Consider the following 15,850-nt stretch of genomic DNA (forward strand, 5'->3'; position numbering starts at 1 on the left):
GCTTTACATTATCCTTATGACGGAGGGATACGCCCGGATGGACGTTATGCATACGATGGAAGAGCTTGTGGCTGAGCTGAATCAATACAATTACCATTATTACACGCTGGATACACCGCAGGTCAGCGACAAGGAATATGATGTGCTTTACGATAAGCTGGTGGCCCTGGAAGCGGAGAGCGGCATTGTGCTGCCGGATTCTCCTACCCAGCGTGTGGGAGGGGAACTGCTGAAAGGCTTTACCCCGCATCGTCACCTTGCTCCACTATGGAGTTTGGACAAAGCGCAGAATATTGAGCAGCTGCGGAGCTGGAATGCCCGTGTGCTGCGTCTCGTGAACGACTACAACACGAAGAATCCGAATACACCTCTGCCCGAGCCTTGTTATGCCGTCGAACTGAAATTCGACGGCCTGACCCTAAACCTGACTTACCGTGACGGTGTGCTAGTGCAGGCGGCGACAAGAGGTAATGGAGTGACGGGTGAAGGCATACTGGCTCAGGTGAAGACGATCAAGTCTGTTCCATTGACGATTCCGTTTAAGGAAGGTCTTATCGAAGTGCAGGGCGAGGGGATTATGAACCTTTCGGTGCTGGCTGACTACAATACACGGGCTGCCGAACCGCTGAAGAATGCACGCAATGGCGCTGCCGGAGCGCTGCGTAACCTTAATCCTAAGACTACGGCGAACCGCAGGCTAAATGCTTTCTTTTATAACGTGGGTTATGCTGAAGGGGTACAGTTTGCCGATCATCAGGAGATGATGAATTTCCTGCGGACCAACCAGTTTAAGGTGAATCCGTACCTCACCTACTTCGCTAACTTTGACGAGGTTACAGAACAGCTGGCGGAGATTGAAGAGAGCCGTTCCGGTCTGGACTATCTGATTGACGGTGCGGTAATCAAGGTTACCGATTTCCGTATCCGCGAAGCGCTGGGTTATACCGATAAATTCCCGCGCTGGGCGGTTGCCTACAAGTTCGAAGCTGAAGAAACGACGACGATATTGGAGTCAGTCAGCTGGAACGTAGGCCGCACAGGCAAAGTCACACCTCTGGCCCGTGTGGAGGCGGTAGAACTGGCTGGAGTTACTGTCCAGAACTGCACGCTGAACAACGTCGGAGATATCGAACGCAAGAATCTTAAGCATGCGCTGGGCACACGGGTGTTTATCCGCCGCTCCAATGATGTCATTCCAGAGATACTCGGCAAGGTGACGGAAGAAAGCGACGGCGGGGAAATTGTATTCCCCGAGAATTGTCCGTCATGTGGCTTCCCGCTCGAAATGCGCGGGGCGCATCTCTTCTGCAACAACAAGCTGGATTGCAAGCCGCAGATTATCGGACGGATCACCCATTTCGCTTCCCGTGATGCGATGGACATTGAGACCTTCAGCGACAAGACGGCCGGTCAGCTGCACGAAGAGTTGAATGTGCGGGAGCCTGCCGATTTATATGAACTGAATTTTGAACAGCTGGTCAAGCTTGATCGCTTCGGTGAGAAGAAAGCAGACAATCTGCTGAAGGCGCTGGAAGAGAGTAAAGGACGTGATCTAGCCTCGTTCCTCTTTGCCCTAGGCATTCCGAACACCGGCAAAGCAACCACACGGATGCTGGCCGATCATTACCGCAGTCTGGAGGCTGTAATGTCCGCTACAGCTGAGGAATTATCTGAATTGCCGGATATCGGCGGGATTGTGGCAGAGAGCATCGTGAGCTTCTTCGCTGATCCTTTTGTGGTTACGGGCATTAACCGCATGCTGGCTTTGGGTGTAGAAGCTAAGGCGCCTGAAGCTCCGCGGCCGGTGAGTACCGATTCCTTCTTCAGCGGCAAGACCGTAGTGTTAACCGGCTCGCTGCAGAAGCTTACCCGTGAGGAAGCTGCGGAACGTCTCGAGGCGCTTGGCGCCAAAGTATCGGGCAGTGTCTCCAAGAAAACCGATCTGGTCATTGCCGGTGAAAAAGCGGGCAGCAAGCTGGCCAAAGCACAGCAATTGGGCATTCAGGTCATTGAGGATGAGGAAGAATTGATCCGGCTGCTGGAGATTTAGACCGTTATACAGCATAGTACTGAATAGCAATGTACAGCAAGATACCAAGCCCTGTGATCATTTCGCTTCCTGCGAAAGGTCACAGGGCTTTTTTTGTGAAAGGTAAGTATGTATAAATCAATGGGTACATCTGATACAGCAGGATCATTCCTGTCGAGAAGATGCTTTTCTTTACAGTTGAGATGGAAAGAGAATGTAGTAAGGAGTGGGGATTTTAATCCTGAGAAGGGATAGTTTCTATGTTAAAATGAATGAATATTTATATATTTATTCACATGCACCTGGTTGTAGCTGCAGATTTATCAATTGCCTTGATGGAAGCATACGCATCATTGTAACGGTCCATGAAAGGAGGACTAAAAATGAACAAAGCCATTACGGCCCAGTCTGTTCACTATGGGATGGGTACAGAGATGATCCACAAAGTTTTTGGCGATCATGGGGAAGAAGCACTCAGAGCTGTCGAGTATGAAGCTGCAAGGCTTGAGAACCTGCTAAGCCGCTTTATACCCGATAGCGAGATAAGCAGGGTCAACAGGTCAGCGGGTATGAAGTGTGAGAAGTTGAGTCCGGATACCTATGAGGTGCTGTCGCTTGCTGCTGAGTTCTAAATTATAGTGATGTGGATTCCAAAGAAGTGGAGCAGCACAAGCTATCTGCGGCAGAGGAGACACTAAAACAAATCAACCATGACATTGAGCAAAGAATAATAGGAGAATTCAGGATAGATAAATGTATGTTTCCGTGGCTGTTAACCGGTATTCTAAATCCTATATTTACTAAAAAAGCCATTGATCCAGTCAACTTTCAGGCAGATGATAGTTGTATCGGCTGTGGTACCTGTGAGCAAGTCTTTAACTGCAATAACATTCAAGTTTCTGAAAAACCACAGTGGGGGCAAAATTGTACACTATGTTTAGCGTGTATTCATTATTGCCCGTCAAAGCCTATCAATATGGCCAAAAAACCGAAAACAAAGGAAGATATACAAATCCCCATATAACCATTGCTGAATTTATAAATGAAAGATGATTGTACAGAAAACGTTACTAGCCCTCATCTTGGTGACAAGGTGTGGGTTCTTTTGTGTCCCGTTGATATATGAACAGTTGATAATTTAATACAACCCCTGACTACATTTAACAATTGGTTAACCTTTCGAAGGTAAGATTGGTTAAGAACTTTATATCAAGGAAGGGGTTTATAATGAAAAAGCTGATGAAGAGTGTGGTAATTGGAGGATTGGCAGTAGCAGTAGTCTCAGGAGCTACACTGGCCGGAGCGGCACAAAGTGCTAAAACTTCTGGGGGAGCTGCAAAAGCCCAGTCCAAAAATCTTATCGTACTAATTGGTGACGGCATGGGTCCGGCCCAAATTTCTGCCGCTAGATATTTTCAGCAATACACCAAGGGAGTCAGCCATCTTAATCTTGATCCGTACTACGTGGGACAAGCGACTACATATGCAGACCGTGGAGAGGACGGCGGGAAAATCGTTTCGGGGATCGTTACAGATTCCGCCTCAGCCGGTACTGCATTTGCTACAGGCCACAAAACATACAACGCAGGCATCAGCGTTTCCAATGAAGATGTATCCAAACCGTTTGCCTCCATTATTGAGGCTGCGGAAACGAGCGGCAAAGCAACAGGACTTGTTACAACAGCCCGGATTACTCACGCGACGCCAGCTGTCTACGCCTCCCATGTCCGCAGCCGTGATAATGAATCGGCGATTGCCTCGCAATACCTGGAGAGCGGCGTAGATGTTCTGATGGGCGGGGGCAAGCAGTTTTTTGTAACCAAAGATGAAAAGGGCAAACGGACGGATAAGAACATCCTCCCTGATTTTAAAGCCAAGGGATACACTGTAGTTGAAAATAAAACAGCCTTAAATGCGCTTACCTCCAAAAACAGCAAGGTGCTGGGCCTGTTCGGCAGTTCCCATGTGGCTTATGTTCCGGACCGTACAGCGGAAATTCCAAGCCTGGCGACAATGACCTCCAAAGCGCTGAATATTTTATCAGCGGATAAAGAAGGTTTTGTCATGATGATTGAAGGCGGACGGATTGACCATGCCGGTCATGCCAACGATCTGCCGACACTTGTCCAGGAGGCACTCGACTTCGATGCCGCGGTCAAGACGGCGATTGATTTCGCGAAGAAAAACGGCAACACCTCCGTTGTGGTCACAGCCGACCATGAAACGGGCGGACTGTCTCTCTCCCGCGACAACATTTACGAAATTAATATCGACCTGTGGGATAAGCAAAAACATTCCTCGGAAAGCCTGGCTTCCGCTCTGGAAGCAGCACAGACACCTGAAGAAATCCGCAGCATCGTAACAGCCAATACATGGATTACCGACCTTACAGACGAAGAAGTTGCACAAATTATGGAAGGCGACGGATCTTCGTATAAACGTGAAGGAGCTTACAATGCAGTGGTTTCCAAACGTCTGCTCGTGGGCTGGTCAGGCCATGGGCATTCCGCAGTAGATGTGGGTGTCTGGGCTTATGGTCCGATTGCGGAGCAGGTAAAAGGACAGGTGGACAACACCGAGCTCGCGAAGGCGGGTGCCAGCATACTGGGCCTTGATTTGAACAAACGTTCTGCAGAGCTGCAATCCCAATACGTATATCCGAAGTTCAAAATCAGCCGCGATAACAAAGTACTTTATCCTGCTGAAGCTTTGATCAAGGCGCTGGGAGGCACTTACAAAGGGGATGCTGCCGCTGCGAAGCTGACACTGCAGAAGAACGTAATTGATGTGAATCTGACCGACAAAACCGCTAAGCTGAATGGCAAGGCTGCTTCTTATATCGTTGATATCGATAATGGCGTATTGTACCTGCCGCTTAGTGCATTCAGCCAGCTGAAGGGCACAACCTTGACTTGGGATGCTTTGTCCGAACGTATTAAATTGAGATAGGAGTGGCCCAGTTGCTCCAAATTCACGATTTGAAAAAGCAATTTCGTGTAGACGGAAGAAATGTGCCGATACTGGATATTCCCGAATGGAGTGTTGAAAAAGGAGAGAATGTAGCGATTACCGGACCCAGCGGGTCCGGTAAAAGCACTCTTCTGCATCTGGTCAGCGGAATTCTGCTGGCCGACAGCGGCGGGATTGTCGTGGACGGCAAGCCGCTCCGCGAGCTCACAGAGGCGAAACGTGATGCTTTCCGGGCTTCCAATATCGGGTATGTGCTGCAGGATTTCCATCTGATCCCCTCATTGACGGCAAGGCAGAATGTGGAGATCGCTATGACCGCAAAGCTTCCGCTTAAGGAGAAAAGAAGGGTAGTCGACGATTGGCTGGATCAGGTAGGTCTGGCAGACCGGGGCAGGCATCTTCCCTCCCAGCTTTCCCGCGGGCAACAGCAGAGGGTAGCGATTGTGCGGGCGCTGGTGAATGAGCCGCCGCTTGTGTTGGCTGATGAACCCACCGGCAGTCTGGACTGGGAAACGGCAGATGAAATTGCCTCGCTTTTACTGGATCTCAGCGTCGCTCATGGACATACCTTAATTGTTGTAACGCATGATCTCAATATGGCGAACCGTTTTCCCCGCTGTCTGAACATTCAAGAGATTAACCGGATACGCCGGGAATCAGCGCCCAAACTCCAGAGCAGCCGGGAGAAACGGAAGAGGGAATTGTATGAGTCTCTTTAGATTAACACTGCGTAATTTGCTGCACCGGCGGTTTCTGTCGTTGTTGACGGTATGTGCGGTCGCAGTTACGGTTGCTTTTATCGTCCTGCTATCCTTGTCCCGGCAAAGCGTTGAGCAAGGCGCCAAAAAAGGGTATGGTCCCTTCGATCTCGTAATTGGTGCAGCCGGCAGTGAAACCCAGCTTGTGCTGAATACCTTTTATCATATCGGTGCTCCGACAGGCAATATCCCGCTTGCTGTTCTGGATCAAGTGGAGCAGGATCAGGACGTGGATAAGGCCTTTGCAATGACAACGGGAGATAACTATAATGGCTTTCCGATCGTCGGCATGGACTCCGGATATTTTGTTACCCGTTACGGCGACCGTAACCTTCAGGACGGGAATTTATATGCGCACACCGGTGAGACCATTATTGGGTCGTATGTGGCGGAATCTCTGGGTCTGCACATTGGGGATACATTTACGGGTGCACATGGGCTTGTTCAGGGAGACAGCCATGAAACTGCTGAGGCGGAACACACGGAGGAGCATGAGGAAGATCATGAGGAAGACCATGCTGCCGAGGCGGCCGGAAATTCGCCGGACGAAGCACATAGCGAAGAACATGGCGAAGAACACGCACATGAAAGCTTCCAGTATACCGTTGTGGGCATTCTTCCGGCCCTTCATACCCCAGATGACCGCGCAGTATTTACGACTGTTGATTATGCCTGGGCCGTACATGGCTTGCCTCCTGAGGAGCGGGAGATTACAGCCGTGTTGGTTAAACCGGCAAGTCTGCTGGGGGCCCATGATTTGAAAGAGGTGCTGGATGGCAGTAATGGAGTTCAGGCTGCCTATACAAGCCAGGCGGTTTCCGACGTGCTGAACGCTGTTGATCAGGGTGCACAGCTGCTGAGTGTGCTCACGGCATTATGCGTAATTCTGGCAGCGATAGCGATCCTGCTGTCCTTGATCGCCGCAGTAGGTGAACGTACCAAGGATGTGGGGCTATTGCGTCTTCTTGGCAAATCCAGAGCCTATGTATGGTTGACCTTAACGAGCGAAGGTCTGCTGGTGACAGCTACCGGACTTATCGCCGGACTGCTGCTGGGTCATCTTGGCGCTTACCTGCTGAAGGATGCACTGTTCGCCCAAGCTGGCATTCAAATTGAACCTTATCAGTGGACACCTGATCATTGGCTTATTGCTGCAGGGGCGCTTTCCATTGGTCTGCTGTCTTCGCTAGGGCCTGCATTCCGGATGTACCGGATGCATCCTCTTGCTTTGTTCAAATCCTAGGAGGTACATTCACTTGATAACATTAAAGGGTAGGTTGATCCTGATGACGGCTGCTGTTACAAGCATGCTGCTGCTTCAAGCATGCGGCCAGAACAGTGCAGCTGATGGCGGTGGAGAATCCTTTGCTGCTGCAGTGGAGGCGGACAGTCCGGTAGTAGAGGATGTGGCACAATCACCCGAAGCTACAGAAGTACCCATAGTTCCAAAAGAATCACCGTCAGCTTCGCCAACCGTGAAGCGCTCTCCAGAAGCCGCCAAGGCCACAGCTGGACCTTCACCGGAACCTGAACTGGCTGCGGCGCCATCCATCGCACCTGTATCGGATACAGGTAAAGGGGGAGAGGCCAAAGATACTACGGCTAAATCTCACGCACCAAATACATCCAAGCCTTCCGCTCCAGCAGCAGTCATTCAGGATACATCGAAGAAGACTGTAGGCTCCAGCAAGAGTAATAGCAAGAGCCCGGCATCTCCAGCACCTGAAACGAAGTCAAAGGCTAAAACAGGGGAAGCAGATAAGAGCGATGGAAAGAGCGGTGCTGTATCTCCGTCTCCACAAGCCAGCTCCCTCCCTGAGGCCAGCCCTGCCCCAACCGCAGTGGCCCATTTGAAGACTTCTTCTACAGGCCACACTGCCATTGATTGGAACGGCTTCTTCGACGGCAGCGACCAGACCCGCCCCTCGGAGCAGTTTTGGGACCTCAGCGGCAGCGAGGTTACGATTAAGGGCTTTATGGGCGAAGTCCTCTCCTTTGAGAAGAACTGGTTCCTGCTGATTCCAGAGCCCGGGGCGGAGTGTCCCTTTGACAATGGGGATGAAACCTACTGGAACAAGATTATGATTGTCTTTGTGCCTGAAGGCAGCAAGCTCCGGCATACCTCCGGCCCACTGCAAATTACCGGACGTCTGGACGTGGGCATCAAGATTGACGAGTCGGGCTACAAAACGATGTTCCGGCTTTATGATGCCTCCTTCAAGAGCATTTAAAGAACCTAATAAAATGAAATAACACCAGCCTTTGTATACCTTATGGGGATACGGGGCTTTTTTTGGGTTTATAGATTGGATAATTTCTAATATATTAGAAGGTAGATTACCACTTATGGAATGGAAAGGATGCCTACCTGTGAGACAAGAAACAATATTGCTAGTGGACGATGAGCGGGAGATCGTTAACCTGATGGATATTTATTTCTGCAACGAGGGTTATCGGCTGCTCAAAGCCTTTGACGGACAGGAAGCGCTGGAATATTTAAAAGAGGAGAAGGTAGACCTCATTATTATGGACGTGATGATGCCCAAGATGGACGGAATAGAAGCCTGCATGAAAATCCGTGAAGAGCAAAATATGCCGATCATCATGCTGTCCGCCAAAAATTCGGATATGGATAAAATTCTTGGACTCAGTATAGGCGCCGACGATTATGTCGGAAAGCCGTTTAATCCGCTGGAGCTTGTGGCCCGGGCCAAATCACAGCTGCGCCGCTATCATAAATTCAACAAGGATACCCAACCAAGGATGAATGACAATGAGCTGATCTTCGAGGATCTGGTCATCGACATATTGAAACACGAGGTTTGTGTGGATGGGCGTAAGGTAAGGCTGACCCCCCGTGAATTTTCCATTTTGGAGCTGCTGGCGAGATATCAGGGTCAGGTGCTCAGCATGGAGCAGATTTACAGGAATATCTGGAATGAGCCTTTTCTGGACGGAGGCAGCACGGTAATGGTACATATCCGCAATATCCGCGAGAAAATTGAGCTGGATCCGAAGCAGCCCCGTTATGTGCAAACTGTATGGGGGATCGGGTATAAATTGGACGGGCCATCCTGAGAACTTGAGGTGATAATACTGTGAATGCAAAATATATAAGTACTATACGCTGGAAATTCATTTGGGCGTTTATTCTCAGCATGTTGTCAGGAGCCATCCTGTTATTGGGAGGTTACCGGCTGGTAAATTCTCTGCTTCACATGAATACGAGTTCACCGTCGGCACCCTATTCCCTGGTTTTGAAATGGATTATTAACCATATTGGCTCAGTGCCGGTAATGACAGCCGTAGGCATTATCAGCTTTTTGGTGTTCTTTTTTTTGTACACGCGAAAAGTAGTATCCTATCTCGAAGAGATCACACAGGGGATTCAGCAAATCACCAAACTGGGAGAGTCGCACCGGATTGAAGTGCGGACCAGTGATGAGCTAGGTGTACTGGCAGAGAATATTAATATTATGTCCGAACGGCTGCAGCAGTCCCTGCTTGAAGAGCGTAAGGCGATCCAGGCCAAAAATGAGCTGATTACCGGGGTCTCTCATGATTTGCGTACTCCGCTGACTTCGGTTTTGGGTTATCTGGATTTTATTGAGCAGGACCGCTGCCGGGAAGAGACAGAGGTACGCTATTATGTAGGTATTGCTTATCAGAAAGCACTGGTGCTGCGTAAGCTGATTGATGATCTGTTCGAATATACCCGTGTCAACAGTGGAGGACTGCCGCTTGCAGCAGAACAGCTGGACCTCAAGGCGTTCATTCGGCAGCTGGCGGAAGAGGCGGTTCCAGAGCTAGCCCGGGCAGGCATGGCCTATGAGCTGGTAGACCATACAGAATCCTTATGGATTCAGGGAGCGCCTTACGAGTTGCTGCGAGCTTATGAAAATTTGATTACCAATGCCATCCGTTACGGGCGTGAAGGGAAAAAACTGGAGATCGTACTCACCCGGGAAGGGGATGAAGCGGTCGTGCGGATCAGTAATTTTGGAGAAATGATTGCCGAAAGCGACCTTCCGCATATTTTTGAACGATTCTACCGGGCTGAACGCTCCCGTTCCCGGCATACCGGAGGTTCGGGGCTGGGACTTGCTATAGCCAAAGGGATTGTGGAGCGCCACCATGGAGAAATTACAGCCCAAAGCGATGTGAACCGTACCGACTTTATCACCCGCTTCCCGTTATCTCCACAGGAGTCTTTAGAGAATCTTTAGAACTTGTGCGGGAGGTTCTTAAGAACTTGCCGGTATTCTATGTGTCATGGAGTAGTAAATGCACAGATACCGGGAGGGATAAACTTGAGAAGACTAAATACGGTACGAACCGGATATTTGTATGTTATTGGAGGAAGCTTGCTGCTCAGCGGTGGTGTTCTTATGGTGCTACAGGCGGTGGTTTCCTTTCTATATTCGCAGCATAGCGCAGATTCCGGCGCTTTTACAGTCCGCTTATTGCATTGGATGATCAATCATATCGGCAGGTTGCCTTTGGCTGTAATTCTTTTTACCGCTCTTTCCGGCAGTTTTTTTCTGCTGCGTTCGCAAAAATTATCCGATGATTTCAAGGCGCTGCTGCGGGCATCGGATGAGCTTGCGGCGAATGGCTTCTTTAAGGAACTGGAGGTATCCACCGGAGGAGAGCTGGGCAGGCTGGCTGCTAATCTGCGGAAGCTGAACAAAGGCCAGCAAACAAAACTCACCGGTACGGCAGAGATTGAATCGGCAGCTGCAGAAGAAGCGGGATGGGGCAGCGAAGAGAGTATGGCCCTCATATTAAGGATGAAGACGCTGCTGCGCTTGCTGGATGAGCTGAAGGCTGCAGAAGGAGAGGCCGTTCAGGTGGATGCGGTGAGACGTGAAGCGGCGGGCTTGGAGCGGTTCCTTGTGGACCTGATTGCAAAATGTTGAGCAGGGGCAATGCTGGCACCCGGCTCACCCGCCGAAAGCTGCTGCGTGTTTTTTATACCGGATTTGATCTTGCGGTAATTGGCGTGTTACTGCTGCTGGCAATGCTGTTTTATGTCCGTGTATATGGAGAGGCTGTGGTAAGCCGTCAGGCCGGGAAGCTGGTTTTAGATCAATCAAGCGTCATTACCGATTCAGAGGGGAATGTGCTGCGCCGGATTCCGCTGCCGGAATCGGGATATCGGACGATGGCTCAGCTCGAAGAGATGCCGGCGCTGCTGATCGACACCTTTTTGGCAGTCGAGGACCGCAGGTTCTACAGCCATCAGGGGCTGGACTATACGGGAATCCTGCGCGCCGCCATAAACAATACCGTGAACTTCAGAGTAACAGAGGGAGGCAGCAGCATCACCCAGCAGTTAGCCCGCAATCTCTATCTAAACAGAGATAAAAATATGCTGCGTAAGCTGAACGAGGCCTCCATTGCTACAGCTTTGGAGAAAAGGTTGTCAAAGCAGGATATTTTGCAGCTTTATTTGAACCAAATCTATATGGGCCGGGGGCAGTATGGAATAAAGGCGGCTGCAGAGTACTATTTCGGTGTAAGTGATCTCAAAAAGCTGGAGATTTCGCAAATCGCTGATTTAGCGGCTATCCCGAAAGGTCCTTCCATCTATAATCCTGCGGAGAACAACGCGGTTTCCGAGGGGAGGAGGGAGCTTGTTCTGGGAATCATGCAGCAGCGGGGGCTGATCAGCCCACAGCAAATGGCAGCCGCGCGCAATCAAAAGTACCAGCCTCTGGAAGAAGTTAAGACTGAGGTTGCAGGTGCTTCCTATATTGACGCTGTGCTGAAAGAAGCCTCCCGGCTTACGGGTAAGTCGAGGGAAGAGCTGCAAACAGGCGGTTACAGGATCAAGACAGGAATGAATACAGGCATCCAGAAGACACTGGAGCAAGCATTTCGTAACGCAGATGCCTTTCCTCCCGATGGGAAAAACCAGCAGGTCGAGGCGGCCATGGTGATACTCAATCATCACACCGGGGAGATTGCTGCCATGATGGGAGGGCGCAATCCCCAAACGGGCAGCCTTAATCGGGCGATTATTGATGCGCGCCAGCCGGGTTCCGCCTTTAAGCCGATTATTGATTACGGGCCTGCGCTGGAAAGCGGCAACTTTACTCCATCGAGTATAGTTCCCGACCGTAAGCAGTCTTACGGGAGTTACAGCCCGGGTAATCTGAATGGCGTATACCGTGGTCAAGTTAGCTTGAACCAGGCGCTTCAGCAATCCATCAATGCTCCGGCCGTATGGCTGCTGAAGCAGGTGGGAATCTCCAGCGCCCGTCAATTTGCCGGAAAGCTGGGGTTAGAACTGCCGCAGGAGGATAATAATCTGTCCATTGCGCTCGGCGGGCTCCACAATGGGATATCTCCTCTGAAAATGGCCCAGGCCTACAGTGTGTTTGCGAGCGGGGGGACGTTTAATGAAGCACATACCATTAGCAGCATAACCAATGCGCACGGGCGGGTTCTATACAAGCATGTCTCCAGCCAGCGTCAAGTGATCTCGGCGCGAACTGCGGAAAGCATGACGTTCATGCTCCGCAATGCAGTAAATCAGGGAACCGGGAAAAAAGCGCGGATGAACATACCGGTTGCCGGCAAGACCGGAACGACTCAGGCAGCGCTTCCCGGTGTCGACAGCAAGGCTAATCGGGATCTTTGGTTTGTCGGCTACACACCGGATTGGACAGCCGCTGTATGGATGGGTTTTGACCGTACCGATAAGGATAACTATATGACTGCGGGCAGCGGGATGGCGGCCGCTTTATTCTCCGCAGTGATGAACAAAGCAATAGCTGTTCGGAATTGAAAGAGCGCTGGCCGCAGTTATACACGATTTGCTCCAGGCAGCCAGGCGTCTTTGTCGTACCCACGCTGTTCCCAATAGCCGACATGGTCCTCATTAATGAGTTCAATCCGGTTAAGCCACTTTACCGATTTATAGGCATACATTTGCGGAGTGACCAAACGTACAGGCCCGCCCAGCTGATTCGGAATTGGCTTGCCGTCATGCATGACGGCAACCATAACATCCTCCATTCGCGCCTGTGCGAGTGTCAGGGAGTCCGTATAGACGCCGTCGCCGGAATACAGCTTGACCATCACCGCCTGGCTTTTTACTCCGGCAAGATCAAGCAGCTTGGAGAGGGGCAGACCCTCCCAGGTATTCTTGTACACAGACCAGCCAGTGACGCAGTGGAAATCACTGACCTGCACCTCGCGCTGCAGCTTGACGAATTCCTCCCAGTTCCAGGTGAACTTCTTATCCACCAGCCCGTCAATCGTAAATGACCAATCCGAATTATCGAATGCTGGAATATCGGTTACAGTATACACGCGGAAGTTCCCATCGGCCCCTCCCCCGATTGGTGGTGCTGAATCTGCCAGCGGAATAGGGTCGGGAATTAGTGTGTTGGCATTGTTTGCTGCATAATCCGCGGTGCCGGGCAACTGAAAAGATTTGCCGATCCAGCGGACAAAGGTCGGTCCGAGCGTTACCGCAAGTCCGGCACCCACAGCGGCTTTAATGAAACCCCGGCGGGTATACATCGGCTGCTGGACGTGGGCTGCTCCCGGCTGTTTCTGCTCATCATTAGAAGCAGATGCTCCATTAGCTGACGTTACCGGTTCTGGTACAATAGAGCGTTTCTTCGGTTCTTTGAGCCATTTGACTCTGGTAATAGAGTGGTAGATAATAACCGGAAGTCCAACCCAAGTCAGAAGATCGTGTATAAATAGTGCGGTATTGGCCGCTTTTGGCCCGGCAAGCCTGAATTGCCAGAGTACGACACCCGACACAATCCACCCGGTCAATAGGACCAGCACAAAAATCACATTAGCCTTTTGCCCATTTTTCCCCTTGAGCCTTTTCCAGTGTTTTGCAGCAAGCAGTAAATAATAAATGACCGGAATCAGCAGCACCAGTCCAAACGCGATATGTGCCCATTTCAGCCACACCCTGCCCTCACCCAGAAGCTCCCGCCAGAAACCGCCGACCAGCAATAATCCGCTGAGTGCCAGAAACAGAACCAGCCAGGCATTCCACATATGAATGGAGACAAGCTTCTTCCCGTATCCTTTACGAATGTTCGTGAGTGCTTTCTTCAATTGCCATTCCTCCTCAGCCTTCCGCGCTATGACAATTAGTTCAACTTTTAATTAATTGTACCCTAAAAAAGGGCGGTTGGATAATTCTGCTGGCTGTTAAGAGTTTATATATTCTGCTGTGAAAAAAGCCCACCCTACTCTAATAGAGTAGGATGGACCCTTATGGACCTATATAGATATAGAAGAGAGACGAAGCGCTGAAATCATGCTGCTTATTCAGCGGCCCATTTCTCCAGCGTCTTATCATTGGGTAACAGCAGAGCAAGCAGGCCAAGCAGGGGGAGGAAGCCGCAAGCTATGAACACAGTCACAATTCCGATCCGGTCGATCAGGTCGCCGATAACTACCGAGCCGATCCCGCCGAGCCCAAAAGCCAGTCCAGTAATCAGTCCCGAGACGGTTCCGATATTGCCCGGATAAAGCATTTGTGCATAAATGACTGTTACTGAGAAGCTGGACAGCAGGACAAAACCGGAGATGATTAGCAGAACAGCGGCCCAGAAATGGTTTACAAAAGGCAGCGCCAGCGCAAAAGGCACCGTACTCACCATAGAGATCAGTATGAGATTACGCCGTCCGAAACGGTCGGCTAGCGGGCCACCGAAGAAGGTGCCGACTGCGCCGGCCGCCAAATACATAAAGATGTATATCTGAGCGTCATCGAGCTTCATTCCGTATTTATCCATTAAGTAGAAGGCATAATAGCCGCCGATGGAGGCGCTGTACCAGGAGCGTACAAACACGATAAAGACCAGGATCACGGTTGCGGTCAGAATGCTTTTGCTGCGGGCAGGGTCAAGCGTGCGTCCAGTCGATTTTTTGCGGAACGTATAGCCTGAATTTAGCATTTCTTGGTACCATTTGGCCACATAGGTCTGTACGGCAATTCCGGCGGCAGCGATGACGGTGAACCCAAGTGCACCCATCTGCCCAAAGGGAATGAATACCCATTTCATCAAAAGAGGACCCAAGGATTGTCCGGCGTTGCCTCCCACTTGGAAGATGGATTGCGACAATCCCTTGCGCTGACCTGCAGCCATATGAGCCACACGCATGCCCTCCGGGTGGAACGCAGCCGAACCGAAGCCGACAAGCATAACAGAGAAGATGACCAATACGTAATTTCCGGCAAAAGCGAGCAGGAACACTCCGGCGAACGTGCAGCACATCCCCAGAGGGAGCAGGATCGGTCGGGGTTTACGGTCAGCAGCATAGCCGATTATCGGCTGAATCACCGAAGAAGTGATGTTCAGGGCGAAGGATATCCATCCGACCTGTGCATAGGAGAGCAGCATATTTTCCTTTAAGATAGGAAACATCGCCGGGATAAGCGCCTGAATGGAATCATTGAATAAATGCACAAAGCTTACGGCGAGTAAAATCCGGTAAATAGTATCCTGCTGCAGATTGCGTTGTTCCCGGTCTTTTGCAACTAAAGAGGGAGCAGCGGGTATAGAATTCTTATTCATCTGAGCTCCTTTCAAACGGGTTAATGGGTGAGCATATATATGGAAATCCGATAAATCCTATTTTAGCCACAATCGAAGCGTTATGGGAATCAATTTGTGCTCGAGTCGTTCCAATTATGCGTTAATTTATTATTTTATAAAAAAGGGTTGCAAACATTCATTCAGCATGATATATTATCTCTTGTGCTTATGAGGCATCGACGCTGAACTTGATTAGCGAAGAAGAAATAAGTTGACAAGCAATGCAGAAACATGATATGATCTAATTCCTGTGCAAGAGACATGTCGTTGAAAGCCGGGAGCAAGTTCTTTGAAAACTGAACAAATGGAACGCGTTAATTTTTAAAGATTCATTTAATGAATCGTCAGTTTCAAAATGAGCAATCGCTCTTTTCAATATCTTTTTCGGATGGTTATTTTCTCGAAGTAATTCGGATGGAGTAACCGCTCGAAAAAACCAATTTGGAGAGTTTGATCCTGGCTCAGGACGAACGCTGGCGGCGTGCCTAATACATGCAAGTCGAGCGGAGTTA

At 50.2% G+C, this 15,850-nt stretch carries 13 protein-coding genes and 1 rRNA gene; 12 read left to right on the top strand and 2 right to left on the bottom strand.

Features of this window, described 5'->3' with window-relative positions; translation table 11 throughout:
- Positions 1–37 precede the first annotated feature (37 nt).
- From ligA to AC3WT9_RS27865, 11 genes are all read left to right on the top strand, one after another.
- The gene (gene ligA, locus AC3WT9_RS27815) at positions 38–2,050 is read left to right on the top strand and encodes an NAD-dependent DNA ligase LigA (RefSeq protein ID WP_341380424.1); all 2,013 of its coding nucleotides are present in this window, start codon (positions 38–40) and stop codon (positions 2,048–2,050) included.
- A gap of 362 nt (positions 2,051–2,412) precedes the next feature.
- The gene (locus tag AC3WT9_RS27820; protein ID WP_341096660.1) at positions 2,413–2,661 is read left to right on the top strand and encodes an FAD:protein FMN transferase; all 249 of its coding nucleotides are present in this window, start codon (positions 2,413–2,415) and stop codon (positions 2,659–2,661) included.
- Between the two features lie 11 nt (positions 2,662–2,672).
- Positions 2,673–3,053: an EFR1 family ferrodoxin gene (locus AC3WT9_RS27825; protein WP_341379947.1), complete on the top strand. Its 381-nt coding sequence runs from the start codon at positions 2,673–2,675 to the stop codon at positions 3,051–3,053.
- 203 nt (positions 3,054–3,256) lie between these two features.
- Positions 3,257–4,978, top strand: a complete 1,722-nt coding sequence (locus tag AC3WT9_RS27830; protein WP_341379945.1) for an alkaline phosphatase — start codon at positions 3,257–3,259, stop codon at positions 4,976–4,978.
- An 11-nt stretch (positions 4,979–4,989) separates the two neighbouring features.
- Entirely contained in the window at positions 4,990–5,718 is a 729-nt protein-coding gene (locus tag AC3WT9_RS27835; RefSeq protein ID WP_492408301.1) for an ABC transporter ATP-binding protein, read from the top strand.
- Positions 5,705–7,000 (top strand): ABC transporter permease, encoded by a 1,296-nt coding sequence (locus AC3WT9_RS27840; RefSeq protein WP_341379943.1) that lies wholly within the window; start codon positions 5,705–5,707, stop codon positions 6,998–7,000. Before AC3WT9_RS27835 ends, AC3WT9_RS27840 begins: the two co-directional genes overlap by 14 nt.
- A 13-nt stretch (positions 7,001–7,013) precedes the next feature.
- Entirely contained in the window at positions 7,014–7,988 is a 975-nt protein-coding gene (locus AC3WT9_RS27845; protein ID WP_341379942.1) for a hypothetical protein, read from the top strand.
- A 115-nt stretch (positions 7,989–8,103) separates the two neighbouring features.
- Positions 8,104–8,835 carry a response regulator transcription factor gene (locus tag AC3WT9_RS27850; RefSeq protein WP_492408304.1) on the top strand — a complete coding sequence of 244 codons (732 nt, stop codon included), beginning with the start codon at positions 8,104–8,106 and terminating at the stop codon, positions 8,833–8,835.
- A gap of 20 nt (positions 8,836–8,855) precedes the next feature.
- On the top strand, positions 8,856–9,983 hold the full coding sequence (locus AC3WT9_RS27855) for a sensor histidine kinase (RefSeq protein WP_341096647.1): 1,128 nt from the start codon (positions 8,856–8,858) through the stop codon (positions 9,981–9,983).
- A gap of 84 nt (positions 9,984–10,067) precedes the next feature.
- Positions 10,068–10,676 carry a hypothetical protein gene (locus tag AC3WT9_RS27860; protein WP_341096645.1) on the top strand — a complete coding sequence of 203 codons (609 nt, stop codon included), beginning with the start codon at positions 10,068–10,070 and terminating at the stop codon, positions 10,674–10,676.
- The gene (locus AC3WT9_RS27865) at positions 10,670–12,550 is read left to right on the top strand and encodes a transglycosylase domain-containing protein (RefSeq protein ID WP_341096643.1); all 1,881 of its coding nucleotides are present in this window, start codon (positions 10,670–10,672) and stop codon (positions 12,548–12,550) included. The genes AC3WT9_RS27860 and AC3WT9_RS27865 overlap by 7 nt, the downstream gene beginning before the upstream one ends.
- Positions 12,551–12,567: 17 nt before the next feature.
- Here the strand turns inward: AC3WT9_RS27865 and AC3WT9_RS27870 are convergent, their stop codons facing one another.
- Both AC3WT9_RS27870 and AC3WT9_RS27875 read right to left on the bottom strand, forming a co-directional pair.
- The gene (locus AC3WT9_RS27870; protein WP_341096642.1) at positions 12,568–13,848 is read right to left on the bottom strand and encodes a molybdopterin-dependent oxidoreductase; all 1,281 of its coding nucleotides are present in this window, start codon (positions 13,846–13,848) and stop codon (positions 12,568–12,570) included.
- Between the two features lie 212 nt (positions 13,849–14,060).
- Entirely contained in the window at positions 14,061–15,317 is a 1,257-nt protein-coding gene (locus AC3WT9_RS27875) for an MFS transporter (RefSeq protein ID WP_341096640.1), read from the bottom strand.
- Between the two features lie 459 nt (positions 15,318–15,776).
- Here AC3WT9_RS27875 and AC3WT9_RS27880 point away from each other — a divergent pair.
- A 16S ribosomal RNA gene (locus AC3WT9_RS27880) occupies positions 15,777–15,850 on the top strand; the annotation flags it as partial.

Source organism: Paenibacillus sp. EB106-06-01-XG199 (assembly GCF_058791575.1).